The sequence below is a fragment of the Acidocella aminolytica 101 = DSM 11237 genome (assembly GCF_900129125.1).
In the GTDB taxonomy this organism is placed as follows: Bacteria; Pseudomonadota; Alphaproteobacteria; order Acetobacterales; family Acetobacteraceae; genus Acidocella; species Acidocella aminolytica.
On record NZ_FQVJ01000054.1, the window covers coordinates 1 to 17,477 of the forward strand.

The 17,477-nt window shown below is 59.3% G+C and carries 17 protein-coding genes; 7 read left to right on the forward strand and 10 right to left on the reverse strand.

Annotated elements, in window-relative coordinates; all coding sequences use genetic code 11:
* The 4 genes from BUB54_RS18100 to BUB54_RS18115 form a co-directional block, all read right to left on the reverse strand.
* Positions 1-246: transposase (locus BUB54_RS18100; RefSeq protein WP_139284989.1), on the reverse strand; the 246-nt coding region annotated here is incomplete at its 3' end.
* A 134-nt stretch (positions 247-380) separates the two neighbouring features.
* On the reverse strand, positions 381-1,313 hold the full coding sequence (locus BUB54_RS18105; RefSeq protein ID WP_082075613.1) for an ABC transporter permease: 933 nt from the start codon (positions 1,311-1,313) through the stop codon (positions 381-383).
* Positions 1,310-2,377 carry an ABC transporter ATP-binding protein gene (locus BUB54_RS18110; protein WP_048878207.1) on the reverse strand — a complete coding sequence of 356 codons (1,068 nt, stop codon included), beginning with the start codon at positions 2,375-2,377 and terminating at the stop codon, positions 1,310-1,312. Before BUB54_RS18110 ends, BUB54_RS18105 begins: the two co-directional genes overlap by 4 nt.
* Positions 2,378-2,404: 27 nt before the next feature.
* Positions 2,405-3,595 (reverse strand): extracellular solute-binding protein, encoded by a 1,191-nt coding sequence (locus BUB54_RS18115; RefSeq protein WP_052948324.1) that lies wholly within the window; start codon positions 3,593-3,595, stop codon positions 2,405-2,407.
* 291 nt (positions 3,596-3,886) lie between these two features.
* Here BUB54_RS18115 and BUB54_RS18120 point away from each other — a divergent pair, with 291 nt between their 5' ends.
* Positions 3,887-5,179 (forward strand): carbohydrate porin, encoded by a 1,293-nt coding sequence (locus tag BUB54_RS18120; RefSeq protein WP_241869341.1) that lies wholly within the window; start codon positions 3,887-3,889, stop codon positions 5,177-5,179.
* A 55-nt stretch (positions 5,180-5,234) separates the two neighbouring features.
* Positions 5,235-5,942, forward strand: coding sequence for a ribonuclease activity regulator RraA (locus BUB54_RS18125; RefSeq protein ID WP_048878205.1), 708 nt, complete (start codon positions 5,235-5,237; stop codon positions 5,940-5,942).
* 70 nt (positions 5,943-6,012) lie between these two features.
* On the opposite strand, the gene araD is transcribed toward BUB54_RS18125, so the two are convergent.
* The 3 genes from araD to BUB54_RS18140 are packed head-to-tail and all read right to left on the reverse strand — an operon-like array spanning position 6,013 to position 10,258.
* The gene (gene araD, locus BUB54_RS18130; protein ID WP_048878204.1) at positions 6,013-7,761 is read right to left on the reverse strand and encodes an L-arabinonate dehydratase; all 1,749 of its coding nucleotides are present in this window, start codon (positions 7,759-7,761) and stop codon (positions 6,013-6,015) included.
* Positions 7,762-7,790: 29 nt separating this feature from the next.
* A complete protein-coding gene (locus BUB54_RS18135) occupies positions 7,791-9,335 on the reverse strand; it encodes an aldehyde dehydrogenase (NADP(+)) (RefSeq protein WP_048878203.1) in 1,545 nt (514 codons plus the stop codon).
* The gene (locus tag BUB54_RS18140; RefSeq protein WP_048878202.1) at positions 9,335-10,258 is read right to left on the reverse strand and encodes a dihydrodipicolinate synthase family protein; all 924 of its coding nucleotides are present in this window, start codon (positions 10,256-10,258) and stop codon (positions 9,335-9,337) included. The genes BUB54_RS18135 and BUB54_RS18140 overlap by 1 nt, the downstream gene beginning before the upstream one ends.
* A 214-nt stretch (positions 10,259-10,472) precedes the next feature.
* Here BUB54_RS18140 and BUB54_RS18145 point away from each other — a divergent pair, with 214 nt between their 5' ends.
* Both BUB54_RS18145 and BUB54_RS18150 read left to right on the forward strand, forming a co-directional pair.
* On the forward strand, positions 10,473-11,267 hold the full coding sequence (locus tag BUB54_RS18145) for a FadR/GntR family transcriptional regulator (RefSeq protein WP_048878201.1): 795 nt from the start codon (positions 10,473-10,475) through the stop codon (positions 11,265-11,267).
* A 75-nt stretch (positions 11,268-11,342) separates the two neighbouring features.
* On the forward strand, positions 11,343-12,173 hold the full coding sequence (locus BUB54_RS18150) for an aldose 1-epimerase (RefSeq protein ID WP_082075612.1): 831 nt from the start codon (positions 11,343-11,345) through the stop codon (positions 12,171-12,173).
* On the opposite strand, the gene gspG is transcribed toward BUB54_RS18150, so the two are convergent.
* Complete coding sequence (gene gspG, locus BUB54_RS18155) at positions 12,170-12,625, reverse strand: type II secretion system major pseudopilin GspG (RefSeq protein ID WP_082075611.1); 456 nt, start codon at positions 12,623-12,625, stop codon at positions 12,170-12,172. The two genes, BUB54_RS18150 and gspG, sit on opposite strands and share 4 nt — an antisense overlap.
* 94 nt (positions 12,626-12,719) lie before the next feature.
* Between gspG and BUB54_RS18160 the strand changes: the two genes are divergently transcribed.
* Complete coding sequence (locus BUB54_RS18160) at positions 12,720-13,121, forward strand: lytic transglycosylase domain-containing protein (protein WP_048878199.1); 402 nt, start codon at positions 12,720-12,722, stop codon at positions 13,119-13,121.
* A gap of 41 nt (positions 13,122-13,162) precedes the next feature.
* Here BUB54_RS18160 and BUB54_RS18165 read toward each other — a convergent pair whose 3' ends face one another.
* Positions 13,163-14,857, reverse strand: coding sequence for a phospholipase C (locus tag BUB54_RS18165; RefSeq protein WP_052948322.1), 1,695 nt, complete (start codon positions 14,855-14,857; stop codon positions 13,163-13,165).
* 111 nt (positions 14,858-14,968) lie between these two features.
* Positions 14,969-15,406 carry an Lrp/AsnC family transcriptional regulator gene (locus BUB54_RS18170; protein ID WP_048878198.1) on the reverse strand — a complete coding sequence of 146 codons (438 nt, stop codon included), beginning with the start codon at positions 15,404-15,406 and terminating at the stop codon, positions 14,969-14,971.
* 54 nt (positions 15,407-15,460) lie between these two features.
* Here BUB54_RS18170 and rocF point away from each other — a divergent pair, with 54 nt between their 5' ends.
* Entirely contained in the window at positions 15,461-16,471 is a 1,011-nt protein-coding gene (gene rocF, locus BUB54_RS18175; RefSeq protein ID WP_083553827.1) for an arginase, read from the forward strand.
* A partial coding sequence (locus BUB54_RS18180) for an ornithine cyclodeaminase (RefSeq protein WP_073211991.1) occupies positions 16,471-17,477 on the forward strand: 1,007 nt, incomplete at its 3' end. The genes rocF and BUB54_RS18180, both read left to right, overlap by 1 nt.

A 17,477-nucleotide genomic window follows, 5' to 3' on the forward strand; every position in this document is an offset into this window, starting at 1 on the left:
AAGGTTTTGAAACAATCTCTCCCAAACGCCGCGCTCGGCCCAGCGCACAAACCGGTTATAAATCGTCGTCGGAGGGCCATATTCTGGCGGGCAATCGCACCAGCGGCAACCGCTTTTCAGCACATGCAGGATGCCGCTCAGTACTTTCCGGTCATCAACACGCGCTTTGCCGCGCACATCAGTTGGCAAAAGTGGCTCAATCTTCGCCCATTGCTCGTCAGACAACCAAAATAAATTCCGTCGCATGTGCCCTCCCGAATCGGGGACAGCGAATCATCAGACCAAGGAAATAGCAATAGAGTTATTGGGTTTTGACCCTAGGACCCAGATGGCAATGCGCCAGAGCTTGCCTGCGATTTCGCTTTCGAACTTCATGGATTTCAACCTTTGCCGCCCGCAGCCGGGCCGCGATAGAGAGCGGTGCTTGCCTTCATGACAATGGCCACCACGATGATCTGCGCCAGCCCCATGATGATGGCGATAGCGGAGCCCATTGAGTAATCATATTGCTCATAGGCCGCGTGGAAGGCCGCGATGGCAATGACGCGCGTGGGGCCGGATGGAGCGCCGACCAAAACCGCCGAGGGAAACACCGAGAACGCCTGCACGAAGGCGAGACAGAATGTAATCGCTAGCCCCGCGCCTAGAAGCGGTAGGATGATGTGGCGAAAACGCGACGTGGGGCCGGCACCCAGCATGGCGCCGGCTTGTTCCAAGGATGGATCGATGCCGCTGACATAAGACAGAATAAGCATGAAGCAGAACGGAAAGCCGCTGACGATCTGCGATAGAAACACGCCGGTGAAATTATGAACCAGCCGCACCGGGGAATCAATAACGTGCAATACCATTAACGTGCGGTTGAACCAACCCAGCGGACCGTAGAAATTCAACATGCCTTGCGCGGTAAGCACGGTACCGAGCGTGATGGGGATGATGAGAATGGTGGTTAGCAGACGCTGCTTGCGCATGTGCCGGACACGCAGCGCGATAGGCACGGACAGCAAAATATTGATGAGCGTGACTGGCACCGCCAGCTCCAGCGTAGTCAAGATGGTGCCGTAAATATAGGGGTTGCTGAAAAAGGATAGGTAATTGCCGAAGCCGAATACACCATTGGCCTTCATGGGGTGTAGCGATAGCCAGAGCCCGTACAAGGCCGGATAGACGAATAGCGCCAGCACGAAAACCAGTGCGGGCACCAGCAATAACGTTGTGACATCCAGTCCGCGCCGGGCGAGGCGCTGGCTGAGGCTGATCCGATCTGGTTCCGCTGGCGGGGAAAGAGGAATACTTTGCATGGTGGTGGTCATGCCGCCCTCGTGGGATACACCAGAACACGGTCGGCCGGAGCGCCAAGGCGCAAGTCTTCACCCGGACGCACCGCGATCTCGGAACGGAACCACAGCTCCATACCGTCTTCAGTACGGGCAAGGCCATAGAAATCCCTCCCACGATATTCAGCTGAAATGACGGAGGCGGTAATCGGCCCGTCCTTGGAGGGGGTGAGATCCTCCGGCCGCAACGCCGCCACGACATCGCGCCCGGACATGGCCTCCACCGCGCTCCCGCTGAGGCGCGCGGCACCAAGCCGCATGTTCAACATCCCGTTTACTTCAGATTCTGCCTCGGCTTTTAGAATGTTACGATAACCCATGAACTCCGCCACATCCGCGTGGGCGGGGCGGGCATACAGCTCTTGCGGGGTGCCGACTTGGCGCACTTCACCATCGCGCAGGACCACGATCCGGTCCGCGAGAGACAAGGCTTCATCCTGGTCGTGGGTTACATAGATAGTGGAGCAGCCGATCATGTTGTGTATGCGGCGGATTTCGGCGCGCATTTCAAGGCGCAGCTTCGCGTCGAGATTGGACAGAGGTTCATCCATCAGCACGAGAGGCGGTTCGACCACGATGGCACGGGCAATGGCGACGCGTTGCTGCTGGCCACCGGAAATCTGCCCTGGCAGTTTACTGCCCTGGGTGGAAAGACGCACTAGGGACAGCGCTTCCTCCACCTTCGCGTCGATGACATCTTTCGGCTTGTTCTGCATCCTGAGGCCAAAGCCAATATTTTTGCGCAGAGACATATGAGGAAATAACGCGTAATTCTGGAATACCATGCCAAATCCGCGGTCCTCAGGCTTGAGGTGGTCGATGCGCGTTTCATCCACCCAGATGCTACCGCCGGTGAGCGGCAGCAATCCAGCCAGACAGTTCAAGGCTGTCGATTTGCCGCATCCGGAAGGACCCAGCAGCGCGATGAATTCGCCACGCTTGATGGTCAAAGAAATATCCTTAAGCGCGTTATGCGTGCCGAAATCACGGCGCATACGCTCAAGCCGGAGCTCCCGGAAATTCTTCGCGGAAATCGTCATTTATCTTGAACTCCTCGTTACTCTTGATCAGGAGGCGGTGATCACGCCAATCTGCTGGTCCCACCGGCCAAGCGCGTAAACCAGATCGTCCGCATTCAACGGCATATAGGTTGGCGCAGTGGCGATCATCTGGTCATACCAGGGACGACCGAATTTCGCGATGACCTCTTGGCTGCTCTTGGGCGCCATAGAAAGCGGCACGTTCTTCACCGCTGGGCCGGGGTAGAAATAGCCTTCATCGTAAGTGACTGCCTGTTGGGCAGGCTGCAGCATGAATTTCATAAGATCAAGTACCACTGCCAGTTTTTCTGGTTTTATGTCTTTTGGCACAGCCATATATTGCGCGTCGCAAACGATGATCTGATTATCGAACTTTGCGACCTCGACAGAGGCGGGTACCACACCCAGGGCGCGGGGGTTGATGTCCCAGCCGGTCTGGGTGGGGGTCATGGCGCGCAGCCCGGAGCCCAACTCCTGCATCACAGCACCCGTGCCGGAAGGGTAATATTCGACGGTCTTGCCAAGTTCGGCCAGATAGGCCCAGGTTTTGTCCCAACCCTTGCGCGGATCACGCGGGTTAGTGTCGCCCAAAAGGTAGGGCAGGCCCATCATGAAGATACGAGCCGGACCGGAATTCTCAGGCCGGGCATAGATGAACTTCTTGGGATTCGCTTTCGCCCAGGCCAAAACATCCGCCGTGGTGGTGGGGACTTTTTTCACCAACTCCGGGTTGTATTCAATCAGAGGACCGGCGGGACAGAACACAACCTCCAGGGCATGACCCTGGGCAAAGCTCTGCATTTGCAGGGCGTGCGGCTGATAAATCTCGGAGGGATTGGGCAGCGCCCCAGCATATTGCGGGAACAGCGGCAACCAGATGTCCTGTTTCAACCCGGCGGACAGCGCGTCGATGCCGGTGAGGACAAGGTCGATATCCAGCCGGTGGGCGGCCTGCTCGGCTTTCAACTTGCCCGGCAATTCCGGCGCGGGAGCCTTGCTGTATTCAATATGCGAGACCAACTGGGGGTGTTGTTTGACATAAGCGTCAAATGCCGGGCGGGTGAGCGCTAGCGTGCCAGCAACGTCCACGACACTGAGACGGACCGGCGAAGACGGCAGAGACGGCATCGCCGCGCGCGCGCTGCCAGCAAACCCGCTAAGGCCCGCAGCCGCCATTCCACCCAGAACCGTCCTGCGCGAAAATTTGTCTTTTATCATGTTGTTCGTTTCCCGTTTGCCCGCATTGCCGGGCGTTTCTCATCGCCTACACCTAACGGCGCGACCGTGGCGCATATGAGGGCAACACGAAAAATATGTCAAACGATTTTACTACTGTTTGTCATTTTGTTGTTCACAATTAAAATCGTTATTTTACCTTTCTTTAGCGACCACGCGTACTTTTAATTTGTAATATAAGTAATAATTATATTTAACATATTTTCGAGTGATTTGTACAGATTATCTGCACGACACTAAGTCAAAGCAAAAAACAATGCTGGGAGCATGTTCATGACCAAGCTTAATTTGTCAAAAAAGCGATCGATTCTACGCCGGACCTTGATGGCGGGTGTGGCCGGTACCGGGCTTCTGGCTTCCGCCGCCCATGCCTATACTTGGCAGGACTGGATGAATCAGAAGACCATGACCGGGGACTGGAATGGCGGGCGGACCAAGCTGGCTGCGGATGGCCTGACCTTTGATGCCGGATATGACGGCGAATTTGCTGACGCTATGTCTGGCGGCAAACGCCAGGGCAATGATTATGCACAGCAATTCTATTATGGGTTCAAGGCGGACCTCGGCAAGCTGGCGGGATTGGATGGTGCGGTGCTGAAAGTGGGGTTCAATACCCGCGAAGGCCGCTCTACCTCAGCAGATTATATCGGCAACAAACTCTCCGTTCAGGAGGTATATGGCGCTGGTGAGACCACGCGTATTTCCGAGGTCAGTATCGAGCAATCCTTGTTCCACAAGATGCTCCAGCTCAAGGTCGGTTTTTACCCGATGGGGAATGATTTCGGCGGGATGGCTTATGGCTGCGACTTTCAGAACGTAGGCTTCTGCGCCCATGCTCAGAATTTGCCGAATTCCTCAGGCTGGTCTGATAACCCGACCGGCCATTGGGGCGGACGAGCGAAGGTAAATTTTACCCCGTCGCTGTATCTGCAGGCTGGCGTTTATGACGTGAACCCGACCTATGGGCAGCACGGCAATGGGCTGAAAATGTCCACGTCCGGTTCCACCGGCGCGTTGATTCCCGTCGAAGCCGGGTACAAGACCGATTTCAACGGGCTGACCGGAGAATATAAAGTTGGCGCCTATTACGACACCAGCTCCGCGCCTTCCGTCACCAACAGCTCTGAGATGATCAGCGGGCGCTATGGGTTTTATGCCATCGCCGACCAGATGGTGATGGGATTTGGCGGTCCCAAGCGCGGGTTGATTGCCATTGCGATGGTGTCTTACTCCGACCCAAGCACCGCTTTGTTCCAGGGCTCCGTGCTAGGGGCAATGGAAGCGCGTGGGTTGTTCGCGTCCCGGCCGGATGATTACATTAATCTCGGCTATGTCCGCGCGATCATCAATAAGCGCGCGCTGGATGTAAAGCAGGCTGAATCCAACGGGACGCTAACCAATCTTTCTACCGGTGAAGGCGTGCTAGAAGTGGGCTATGGCCTACAGGCGACACCGTGGCTACTGATCCATCCCAACGTTCAATATGTGATGGACCCGGGTACATTCTCGTACGCACACGTGCCAAACGCCTGGGTATTTGGCCTTGAAACGAAAATGAAGTTCTAAACATTATCGCGGCCGGGTGTATTGTGCGCCCGGCCACATCGCCCAAAGAGGAATCATGCCAAGCGAACAGACTAAGGCTCTCTTACGGAAAGTCAGCACCGCGACACTCGCCACCGCTTTGTTCAAGCGGGGGTTTAAGCAGCAATTTATCCAGAACGTGCTGCCTCTTGGCACGCTGAAGGAGAGCATGGTCGGCGAGGCGTTTACCTTGCGCTACATGCCCGCACGTGAGGATCTGGACACACTCGAATCCTTCCGTGACCGCGGCCATTTGCAGCGCCAAGCGGTAGAAACCTGCCCGCCTGGCGCGGTGCTAGTGATTGACAGCCGCAAGGATGCACGCGCGGCCTCCGCCGGTGGTATTCTCGTCACCCGGCTGATGCAGCGCGGCGCAGCCGGTGTGGTGACGGATGGAGGGTTCCGAGACAGCGCGGAGATTGCCGGGCTGGATATTCCTGCCTTTCACAGTCGCCCTAGCGCGCCCACCAACCTCACGCTGCACCATGCCGTGGCGATTAACGACCCTATCGGCTGCGGAGATGCGCCAGTATTTCCAGGAGACATCATCGTTGGCGACGCGGATGGGGTGATTGTGATTCCTGCATATATTGCAGACGAAGTCGCCGAGGAAGCGGTGAATATGACGCAGTTCGAGGATTTCGTAACCGAGCAGGTACGAGAGGGCGCGACGATTTTGGGGCTATATCCACCGACCGACCCTGAGTCCTCCCGTAAGTTCGAGGCGTGGAAACAAAACCGGTAAAAATCTTGGATTTTAAAACCCCGAATAGCGTCATGCTATCCGGGGTTTTTTATGTGGGCTGGTTGGCCCTTTAATAAATGGAAGGCTCTTTTATCGGCGCGCCGAAATCCGTCCGCAGAAAATCGAAATCACAGCCTTCGTTGGCCTGCTGGATATGTTTGGAGAACATATAGCCATAACCGCGCTCATAACGCGGTTCGGGAGGGTGCCAGGCGGCCTTCCGGGCCGCCATTTCGTCGTCCGAAATCTCCACGCGGATGCTGCGTGCCTCGACATCGATGCTGATAATGTCACCGGTTTTGATTAGCGCCAGCGGACCGCCGACAAAACTCTCCGGCGCCACATGCAGCACGCAGGCGCCGTAGCTGGTGCCGGACATGCGGGCATCCGATAGGCGCAGCATGTCGCGGTGGCCCTCCTTCAGGAGTTTCTTGGGCATCGGCAGCATACCCCATTCCGGCATGCCCGGTCCACCTTGCGGCCCGGCATTGCGCAGCACGAGAACATGGTCAGCGGTGATTTCCCAGCTTTCATCGTCTACGGCCCTTTTCAGACTTGGATAATCGTCGAAAACTAGGGCTGGGCCAGAATGTTTCAGAAATTTCTGATCCATCGCGGCGGGTTTGATGACGCAGCCATCCGGTGCCAGATTGCCTGTAAGTACAGCCAACGAACCTTCCCCATAGATTGGGTTGGTAAGAGGGCGGATGACGTCGTCATTATAGACTTCCGCGCCTTCAATGTTCTCGCCTAGCGTGCGGCCGTTGATGGTCAGGCAGTCCAGATGCAGATGCTCCTTCATGCTGTTCATCAACGCCAGGATGCCGCCCGCGTAGAAGAAATCCTCCATCAGATATTTGTCGCCAGATGGGCGCACGTTGCCAATAACAGGCACCTTGCGAGAATAACGCTCAAAATCCTTCAACCCGATATCCTGCCCGGCGCGCTTGGCCATGGCGATGAGATGAATGATGGCGTTAGTGGAGCAGCCCATGGCCATCGCCACAGCAATCGCATTCTCATACGCGTCGTGCGTTTGGATGCGGCTTGGAGTCAGATCCTCCCACACGGCGTCCACAATACGACGGCCGGATTCGGAGGCGAGGCGGATATGCCCAGCATCCGCCGCCAGCATTGAGGAACCGCCCGGCAGCACCATACCCACGGCCTCGGCAATAGCGGTCATGGTGCTTGCGGTACCCATGGTCATGCAGGTGCCATAGGAGCGCGCAATGCCGGCCTCCACACCGCCCCAGTCTTTCTCAGTGATTTTTCCGGCGCGCAATTCGTCCCAATATTTCCAGCTATCGGAACCGGAGCCGAGCACCTTGCCATGCCAGTTGCCGCGCAGCATCGGCCCAGCGGGCACATAAATGGCGGGGAGGTTCATGGAGGTGGCGGCCAGCAACAATGCCGGGGTGGTTTTGTCGCACCCGCCCATCAGCACCACACCGTCAATGGGGTGGGCACGCAGAAGCTCCTCGGCATCCATGGCCAGCATGTTGCGGTAGAGCATGGAGGTTGGTTTAAGGTAAGTTTCCGACAGAGACAGCGCCGGAAGTTCCACGGGGAACCCTCCAGCCATTAAAATGCCGCGTTTCACATCCTCCACCCGGGTTTTGAAATGGGCGTGGCAGGGCTGGAGGTCGGACCAAGTGTTGAGAATAGCGATCACCGGGCGACCCTGCCATTCCTCCGGGGCGTAGCCCATCTGCATGGCGCGGGAACGGTGGCCGAACGAGCGCAGATCAGCCGGACCAAACCAGCGAGCGGAGCGCAGATCCTCCGGCCTCTTACGGCGCGGGGTTTGCTCAGTCATGGACGTGTTATCCTCTCTAAATAATCGCCTTAGCCCGGCACGCCGTCGAGAAGGCGCGGGAGCCCGAGGGGATTCTCATCACGCAACTCAGGCGGCAGCAAGGCTTGGTCAAGATCTTGGTAACAGACAGGGCGCAGGAAGCGTTCAATGGCTTTGGCGCCGACTGAGGTGCTCCGCGCGTCGGACGTGGCGGGGAACGGCCCGCCATGTACCATCCCGTTGCATACTTCCACGCCGGTGGGCCAGCCATTGGCCAAGATGCGCCCGGCTTTTTGCTCCAGAAGCGGCAGCAGGGCATGGGCCAGTTCACGGTCCGCCTCATCCATGTGCAAGGTGGCGGTCAACTGGCCTTCCAGCGCCTCTAGAACCTGCTGGCGGGCGGCTTCGTCCGGACAGCGGACCAGCAGTCCGGCGGGGCCGAAAATCTCGTCACCCAGAGCCGGGTTGGCGAGGAAGCTGGCGGCATCGGCCGCGAACAAGGCGCCGCCAGGGCCGTTGGCCAGGGTGGTAAGCGCAGGGTCCGCCGCGCGGGCGGCCACACCACGCTCACAGGCAGCGCGGATGCCGGCGGTGAGCATGGTTTGTGCCGGGGCAGCTGCCAAGGCGGCCTGGGCAGCGACGATGAAGTCTTCCAACTCTTCGCCTTCCACCGCGAGCAGTAAGCCGGGATTGGTGCAGAACTGCCCCGCCCCCATGGTGAGCGAGGCTACAAACGCCTTGCCCAGCGCGGCTCCGCGTGCCTTGAGGGCGGCGGGGAGCAGCAGCACAGGGTTTACCGCACTCATCTCGGCATAGACCGGAATCGGCTCGCGGCGCTTGGCGGCGATGGCACAGAGAGCCAAGCCACCCGCGCGGGAGCCGGTGAAGCCTACGGCTTTGATCCGTGGCTCCGCCACCAGCGCGCCGCCCAGCTCATGTCTAGCGCCGAATAACAGGGAGAACACGCCTTCCGGCAGACCACTGGCTTTTACCGCCGCGCCAATGGCCTCGCCCACCAGGGCCGAGGTTTCTGGGTGGGCGGGGTGCGCCTTGACAACCACCGGGCAGCCGGCCGCTAAAGCAGAAGCGGTGTCGCCCCCGGCGACGGAGAATGCCAGAGGAAAATTGGAAGCGCCGAACACTGCCACTGGGCCGAGCGGAATATTGCGCAGGCGCAGGTCTGAGCGCGGCAGCGGCTGGCGTTCCGGCAAGGAGGGGTCGATGCGGACATCCAGCCAGCGCCCGGCGCGCAGCACGCCCGCGAACATTTTGAGCTGGTTGACCGTACGGGCGCGTTCCCCTTCTATCCGCCCGCGGGGCAAGCCGGACTCAGCGCAGGCGGCATTTACCAGCGCGTCCCCCAGCGCCATGATCCGGGTACCGATATCCTCAAGGAAGGCTGCGCGGATTTCAGGCAGGGTGGCGCGGTAGGTGTTGAAGGCGGCTTCAGCCAAGTCGCAGGCGCGCTGCAACTCCCCCGGTCCGGCCTCACCAAAGCCTCGCGGCCGCGCCACGCCGCTGGCGGCGTCGTAGCCATGGAAGGTGACGGGACCGTTGGCCATGCCGGTGCTGTTCAGCCAGAGCAACCCGTCCATCACGCGGCCCTCGCCTTGGTGAGACCCCATTCAGCGAGGCGCTTGGCCAACTCATCATGCTGGCGGGCGGTTAGGGGCCAGGCACCGGGCGGGCGGGCGGCACCGCAATCATGCCCCATCAGCTTCAGCGCCGCTTTCACCACGGAGACGTTGGTGCCGTTGCCTTCTTCGGCGCGCAGGGCTTCGAAGCTTTCCATGGTGGCGATCAAGGCGCGGGCCTTGGCATAATCCCCGGCTTCCAGCGCGGTGTGAATTGCCATGGAATGCGCGGGCCAGACATTGATGAGGCCAGAGGTAAAGCCGCGCGCGCCCACCGCGTAGAACGGCGGCGCCCAGGTTTCCGCTAGGCCGCCGACCCAGACGATAGAGGGATCCGCACGCCGGATGGCCTCGGCCAAGCGCAGCGGCGCGGGAGTGGCCCATTTTACGCCCACAACACCCGGAATGGCGCAGAGGTCGGCAATGGCGTCCAACCCGATACCGTCATTACGCAGATAGATCACCACCGGCAGACCCTGCCCTGACTCAGCCACGCGTTTGACGTATTCCACCACGCCGCGCGGGGCGACGAATGGGTCGGGCGGCTGGTGGACCATGAGGGCGGAGGCCCCCGCCGCGCGCGAGGCTTTGGTCAGGGCCAGCGCGTCGCCAATGGAGCGGCCAATGCCCGCCAGCATAGGCACCCGGCCGGCAATGACCTCACCCGCCGCATGAACGGCACGCTCCGCCTCGGCAGTGGTAAGGCCGTAAAACTCGCCGGTATTGCCGTTGGCGGTGAGGATATGCACCCCCGCCGCCACAGCACGGTCAACAATCGGTTTTAACGGCGCCGGATCAAACTGGTCGTGATGATCGAACGGCGAGACCAGAATGCCAGAAATTCCGGTGAGCTGGGCGCGGAACGCTTCAGCAGTGAAGCTCATTGGGCAAAATCCTTCGTACTCATGCGGCGTGCTGATGAATTTGTTATGTGCGGTGGTGTGTGACGGGCAGCAGTTTCAACCACCCGGCACGCTGAATCCAGGAGAATTTTGGCTATCAACCTATCCTTTTTTAGCAATCACGTCCTCCTGGCCGGGAAAATGGCACCCTAGCATCCCTTGCAATTTATAAACTTGTCATACAACTTGTTGTCAAGTGATTTTGCTCTTGCCTGCCTCCACCCTCTGGCGTGTATGGAAGGAGAAGGAGGTTGTTACCGTGTCCACCCCGCTTTCCACTGCGCCGCCGGGCTTTGGCCAACTGCCGCGCGCTGCCCGTTTAGCCGACCAGCTTTACGAACAAATTGTGGCGCAGATTATTGACGGCACTCTGCCGGAGGGGGAGCGCCTGCCCTCAGAAGCCAAGCTATGCGAGCTTTATGGAGTCTCCCGCCCGGTGGTGCGAGAGGCGATTTTCCGATTGCAGGCGGATGGGCTGGTGCATACCCGCCACGGTGCAGGCACCTATGTGGCCAAGCGTCCGCGTGATGAGTTTTTGCGCCTCGCTCCGATTGGCGGCATGGCCGATCTGATGCGCTGCTATGAGCTGCGCATTGCACTGGAAGGCGAGGCTGCCGCGCTTGCCGCCTTGCGCCAGCAGCCGGAGAGCATGGCGCGGATAGATGACGCATTGATGGCGCTAGATAATGCCGTGGCGAGCCACGAGATCGGTGTGGAGGCGGATCACCTCTTTCATGTCGCCATTGCCTGCGCAACGCAGAATGAACTGTTCATCCAGAGCCTGGATGCGCTTTCCGCCCATATCTTCGCGGGGATGCATGTAGCGCGCAGCCTGTCTCTCGCCGCGCCGGACCCGGCACGGCTACAGGCGGTGCAAGCTGAACACCGGGCGATTGCCGGGGCGATCCGGGCCCATGACGCAGAAGCTGCGCGCCAAGCCATGCGGGCGCATATCGATAATGCTCGCAGCCGCATTCTCGCCAGCGTTTAAGCCCCGACATGGATGAACTGCGCCTGGCCAACGGCCATATGCTGCTGGCCCTGAACCCGGCCATGGGGGGGGGCGATTGCGGGTTGGTGGCATGAGGACACCTGCCTATTGCGGCCTGTTGCGCCGGGACCGGAGAACGTGGTGAGCGTGCGGGAGCAGGCGTCTTATCCGCTGATGCCCTTCTCCAACCGCGTGGCCGGGGGCCGGTTCAGCTTTGGGGGGGTGGATTATGCACTGTCACGTGACCACCGCGAGACCCGCCATGCCCTGCACGGCAATGCGCTTTATGCTGTCTGGGAGATTGCCGAAGCCAGCGCTACGCACGCTTTGCTACGTCTGCACGCCGCACCGGAACGGCAGGACATGCAGTTTTTTCCCTTCCGATATGAGGCCGAGCAACTTTATGAGCTATGGGCGGGCGCCCTGCATGTGCGCCTGCGAATTACCAACCGCGACGCCAAGCCTTTTCCCGCCGGGATGGGGCATCATTTATTTTTCCCGCGAGCGCCTGAAACGAAGCTGAGCTTCGTGGCCTCAGCGATGTGGGAGAATGACGGCGATATGCTGCCCGCCGCCCCCAGCACAGTTTGGCGGGAGGCATTTGCGGCGGGCAAGCGGCTGGGGGACGAGGGGTTCGACCATTGTTTTGAAGACTGGGCGGGCACGGCCCGCATTGAATATCCGCAGCTTGGCTATGGGCTGGCCCTCGAAGCCTCGGCAGGGTTAGGCCATGCGGTGCTGTTCACCCCAAAAAACAAGCCTTTTTTTGCCTTCGAGCCGGTTTCGCATCTGAATGATGCGTTCAACCGTGGCGATGACATGGCCCGCCATGGGGTAAGGATTTTAAACCCGGGCGAGACACTGGAAGGCTGGTTTAGCCTGACCTACCTGCCCTGCCCCGCTTAGCGATTGCAGATCAGCCCCGGATCACCCGGTTGGCCTGGCTTGTCTGAAGGTCCCAGCGAGCACAGATCGTAATCCAGCCCCGGACGGCTGGAGGGGGATTGATACATATAAGGATGCCCCCACGGGTCATGCGGCAATTTGTTGCTTTTAATGTAAGGTCCTGCCCAGGCGGGGGCATCGGCGGGTTGGGTGATGAGCGCCTGCAAACCATCCTGCGTGCTTGGGTAGGCCCCAACATCCAGCTTATAGAGATCCAGCACCGAGCCAATACGCTCGATCGATTGTTTGGCGATGGAGTCTTTGGCATGGCCGAGCTGACGCAAAACGGCGGGGGCGACGAGACCAATGAGCAGACCGAGAATGACGATGACGACGAGCAGCTCAAGCAGTGTAAAGCCCGCTTCACCTTCACGACTGTTTAAAAAGTTGCTGCTGGTATATGACAATTTCATGACTAGCAAAGCCGCCTGTTTTGCTGGAGGACGTGGCGGGCTATAGCACCGGCACCATGCTTGGCAAACCAGGAAAACACGAAATCGCCCGCTGATGATCCCGTATCTGCATTGTATGATCGTGGTGGCGGCAACAACGGCGCTGCCGCCACGCGTGCTGCCGGTGATTCAAGAAATCGAAGGCGGTGCCGTGGGAGTTGTGCATCAGAACACAAACGGCACAGAAGATCTGGGGGTGATGCAGGTGAACACAATCTGGATTCCCATGCTAGCGGCACGAGCCAGGTTCAGCGAGGCGGAAACCAGAGCGCGACTAATTAATGACGCTTGCTTCAACATTGCAGCCGCGGCCTTGATTTTACGTGGCTATTTGAAAGAGACCCATGGCGCGTTGCTGCCCGCGATTGGGGATTATCACTCCCACACCCCAGCCTTGAATGATGCGTACGCGTCAAAAGCGGAAATAGCGGCGGAGCATTTGTTCGAGACCAAATAAGCGCGTCCAGGAATGGGGGGCGCCCATCCCCGGACGGTTTTTTAGTCGGCGGATGCGAGGATTTCACCCGTGCTGGCATTGAGCAGCAGCGGCTTGTTATGGGGCACCTGGGTGAAATCAAACATGCCCATGATGGACCCGGCCTGTGCATCGAAAGAGCCGCCGCCCAGCCGGGCGCCGTGCAGCCAGTTATCCTCAATGAATTTGACCACAGAAGCCTGGGTGGTTTCTGTATGGTCCACATAATTCGGGCGTGCCCAGGGGGAGATAACGAGGAAGGGCAAACGCGTGCCAGGGCCGCAACGCCCGTTGACGGGCTGGCCATCAAGGCCGTCCGGCGGGGTGCCGGTGCCGCATTTGCCCGGCCCGTCAAGCCGGTCAGCCTTGGGGTTGAAGGAGCTGCGCAGGGTTTTGGCGAAGGCGTGGTCGTACCAGCCATCGGAATCATCCCAGGCGATGATGACAGCAGTGTTTTTCCAGTCCGGCTGATGCTGAAGGAAGTTGATCAACTTTACCAGCCCTGCTTGCTCGTCCAGCGGGTCTGAATAGCCGGCATGGGCATCCTGATAGGCGGGCAGTTTGATGTATGACACCGCCGGGAAATTGCCCGCCGCCACGGCCTTGTAAAAATCATGCAGCCCGTATTCGTGGTTGGCGGGGTCTTTTTGGCCGTAATGGTCGTAGCTGTAGCCGATATCCACCAGCCCAGCCGGGCGCAAATGCCGCGGGTTGGCGGTAGAAGCGTAATATTGGAACCAGTTATGGTGCGGGATGTAGTCAGGCACCGTTTTGCCGACGACCGTGGACACTGTGCTGCGCGCGCAGCCGGTGGTGCCGTTGGGGTTTTTGGTTTGCAGGTCGAACCCGCCCATGAAGCCGCCCCAAGTGATGTTGCCCGCATTCAGCAGGTCACCGATATTCTTGCCGGTCATCATCACCTGGTTGGTCTTTTTGGAGCAGACGTCATGGCCAGGATCGACATCTGCGATCAGCGCGTAATCGGTTTTGCCGTTAATGTTATTCTTGAGATAATAAGAGGATTTGTTACTGGCAATGAGCTTCACACCGTCTGTCTGGCCGGAGACGACTTCCAGCGCGCCGGGGGTCGAGGGGCCGTACGTGTCGGTATAGGCGTTGTCGTCCATCGCGTCATGCTGGGCGTAATTCCAGAGCGCGGTGACGGTGTTGCCATCATAATAGCCCATCACCTGCCCCTTGGTGCCGAACGCACCCACGCCGCCCGGCGTGCCCCGGCCGGTATATTTGGGGAACAGATCCGCCTTGCCACCGTCATAAGCCTGCTGCTCGGCGGTATAGCCGTGATTCTGGTCGGCAGTAGCGGCCTGCGTGCGGTCCAGCCGAAAGGGGTTGGCCGCGTCCGCCCCGTTTTGCTTGTTGGTGAAGTTGGGGTTGTTGGTGAGCAGATTGGCACTCACCAGATTATTTACATGCGGCGTGCCTGACAACGCTGTGAATTTGGGCTCGCCTTGCGGGTTCTGGGCATGTGGATAGGTGGCAAAATAATGGTCGAAGGAGACATTTTCATCGTAAATGATAACGACATGCTTGATCGGCGTCGCGGTTTTGAACTGGTCCGCCGTGCCCTTAGCCTGGGCCAGAGCAGACGGCGCCACTGCCCCTTGCGGCGCCTGGATTGCGGCCTGTGCGGCGGTGAGGGCCACTAGCCCCGCTGAAACGCACAATGTGGCGCTAAGAAGAAAATCGCGGAAGCGCATGTCATGACACCCAAAGTGAACGCGTTGTAAAATCGAGGGGCTTCTCTACGTCAGGAACCCTACCCAGCGTGTGACACGTTTATGACCCCTGGCGGATGGAGGAAACAGCTCCTACAGCCCCGGCCGGGTGGCGCGCGGCGTAGCCAGAAGTAGGTTTGTCTCACTGTTATTGATGCCCTGGATTAGCCTGATCCGCCGCAGCACCACGTCCAGATCCTCCAGCGTCTCCGTCCCCAGCTCAACGATTAAATCCCACCGTCCGTTGGTGGAATGAATTGCTGTGACCTCGGGGAAGCCGGACAGGCTACGCACCACACGGTCCGCCGCGTAGCCCTCCACCTCGATCATCATGACGCCGCGCACTTTTTGCGCGACAACACCCGCCTTCAGGATGGCGGTGTATCCAAGAATGGTCCCCGCCTGCTCTAGCCGTGCCATGCGCGTGCGGACCGTGGCGCGGGACAGCCCGAGCTCCGCCGCAAGCTCAGAAATGCTGGCGCGACCGTTATGTCGTAATAAGGTGATCAGTCTGTGGTCGATCTCGTCCATGACTTACCATAATGACAAATTTTGTTTTTCTAAATGGCAAAAACACTAAAAAAAATGCCAAATTTCCTTATTCCCCTCGCCGGGGCGCTCTGGCTCTATCAATCCAGCGGGCCGCCTGACCCGCGAGGGGGTGAGATGATTCCAAGACATTGCAAATTGATCGGCGCGCCGGTGCAGGATGGCGCCGGGCGGATGGGTTGTGAGATGGGCCCGAGTGCGCTGCGCACGGCGGGACTGGCAACGGCGATTGCCCGGCTGGGCCACCGCGTGACGGACCTTGGTACGCTGCCCAAACCCGCCCCCATTGCGGCGGCCTTCCCCAACCATGCCTTGAAGAACCTGCCTGATGTCGCCGCCTGGGTGCAACTGCTAACGCATGTGGCGTATGAGGAAAGCGCGGATGCCATGCCCATTTTCATGGGTGGAGACCACAGCCTTTCAGCGGGGACGGTCAGCGGCCTGGCACGGCGCGCGCAACAAGCGGGCCGGCCTTTTTATGTTTTATGGCTGGACGCGCATACGGATTTTCATAGCCTGCACTCCACCGTCAGCGGCAATATTCATGGCACGCCAGTGGCCTATTTCACCGGGCAGGCGGGGTTTGAGGGGGCGTTTGCGCCGCCGCCGGTGCTGGTGGACCCCAGCAATGTCGTCATGCTGGGCATACGCAGCGTGGATGACGCCGAGCGCGAGAAACTGCCCGCCAGCGGGATCACTGTATTCGACATGCGCGCCATTGATGAATTCGGCATCGCTTTGCCGTTGCAGCGGTTTCTGGACCGCGTGCAGGCGGACCATGGGCTGCTGCATGTCAGTTTCGATGTAGATTTTCTCGACCCCGCCATCGCGCCCGCTGTGGGCACAACCGTACCTGGCGGGGTGAATTTCCGCGAGGCGCATCTGGTGATGGAAATGCTGCATGACAGCGCACTGGTGTCGAGCCTCGATATTGTGGAACTGAACCCGTTTCTCGACGAACGCGGCCGTACCGCGACATTGCTGGTCGATCTCGTGGCAAGCCTGTTGGGGCGCCGCGTGCTGGACCGCCCAACCTGGAGCTTCTGATGTCTCAACCCGCCAATCTGAATGTCGTGCCGTTTGTCAGCGTCGATCATATGATGAAGCTAATTCTACAAATCGGCATTGAAACCTGCCTGACCGAACTAGCCGCTTATGTGGAGGAGGATTTCCGCCGCTGGGAAAGCTTCGATAAAACCGCGCGGGTGGCAGCGCATTCGGTGGATGGCGTGATCGAGCTGATGCCTGCCAGCGACAATGTACTCTACGCCTTCAAATATGTGAACGGCCACCCCAAGAACACGCGCAGTGGGAGGCAGACCGTGACCGCATTTGGACTGCTGGCGGATGTGGCCACGGGCTATCCGATTTTGCTGTCTGAAATGACACTGCTGACGGCACTGCGCACCGCCGCCACCTCCGCCGTGGCGGCGAAACATCTGGCACCGAAAAACGCACACGCCATGGCGCTGATCGGCAATGGGGCGCAGTCTGAATTTCAGGCCATGGCGTTCAAGGCTATGCTGGGTATTGATACGCTGCGGCTATATGATATCGACCCCGCCGCGACCCACAAATGCGCGGGCAATCTCGCCAAATTCGGGTTCAAGATCACGCCCTGCGCCTCTGCTGAAGAGGCGATGCAAGGGGTGCAGATTGTCACCACCGCCACGGCGGATAAGCAATATGCCACCATCCTGACAGATAATCTGGTCGGCGCTGGGCTGCATATCAACGCTATTGGCGGGGACTGCCCGGGCAAGACCGAACTGCACCGCGATATTCTGCTGCGCTCGAAGATTTTTGTCGAATATCCGCCGCAAACGCGGATCGAGGGCGAAATTCAGCAGCTTGCGCCCGAGCACGAGGTACAGGAGCTGTGGCGCGTGATCACCGGCCAAGCTACCGGACGCGACAGCGCGGGGCAGATCACGTTGTTTGATTCCGTCGGCTTCGCAACTGAGGATTTTTCTGCGCTGCGGTATGTACGCGACAAGGTGCTGCAAACGCCATTTTATGAGATGCTGGATATGCTGGCGGACCCTGATGATCC

Bases quoted from the DNA above. Each gene is read 5' to 3' on its own strand.
- BUB54_RS18105 (WP_082075613.1), bottom strand. From the start codon at position 1,313: ATGACCACCACCATGCAAAGTATTCCTCTTTCCCCGCCAGCGGAACCA.
- BUB54_RS18110 (WP_048878207.1), bottom strand. From the start codon at position 2,377: ATGACGATTTCCGCGAAGAATTTCCGGGAGCTCCGGCTTGAGCGTATG.
- BUB54_RS18115 (WP_052948324.1), bottom strand. From the start codon at position 3,595: ATGATAAAAGACAAATTTTCGCGCAGGACGGTTCTGGGTGGAATGGCG.
- BUB54_RS18120 (WP_241869341.1), top strand. From the start codon at position 3,887: ATGACCAAGCTTAATTTGTCAAAAAAGCGATCGATTCTACGCCGGACC.
- BUB54_RS18125 (WP_048878205.1), top strand. From the start codon at position 5,235: ATGCCAAGCGAACAGACTAAGGCTCTCTTACGGAAAGTCAGCACCGCG.
- araD (WP_048878204.1), bottom strand. From the start codon at position 7,761: ATGACTGAGCAAACCCCGCGCCGTAAGAGGCCGGAGGATCTGCGCTCC.
- BUB54_RS18135 (WP_048878203.1), bottom strand. From the start codon at position 9,335: ATGGACGGGTTGCTCTGGCTGAACAGCACCGGCATGGCCAACGGTCCC.
- BUB54_RS18140 (WP_048878202.1), bottom strand. From the start codon at position 10,258: ATGAGCTTCACTGCTGAAGCGTTCCGCGCCCAGCTCACCGGAATTTCT.
- gspG (WP_082075611.1), bottom strand. From the start codon at position 12,625: ATGAAATTGTCATATACCAGCAGCAACTTTTTAAACAGTCGTGAAGGT.
- BUB54_RS18160 (WP_048878199.1), top strand. From the start codon at position 12,720: ATGATCCCGTATCTGCATTGTATGATCGTGGTGGCGGCAACAACGGCG.
- BUB54_RS18165 (WP_052948322.1), bottom strand. From the start codon at position 14,857: ATGCGCTTCCGCGATTTTCTTCTTAGCGCCACATTGTGCGTTTCAGCG.
- BUB54_RS18170 (WP_048878198.1), bottom strand. From the start codon at position 15,406: ATGGACGAGATCGACCACAGACTGATCACCTTATTACGACATAACGGT.
- rocF (WP_083553827.1), top strand. From the start codon at position 15,461: ATGCCAAATTTCCTTATTCCCCTCGCCGGGGCGCTCTGGCTCTATCAA.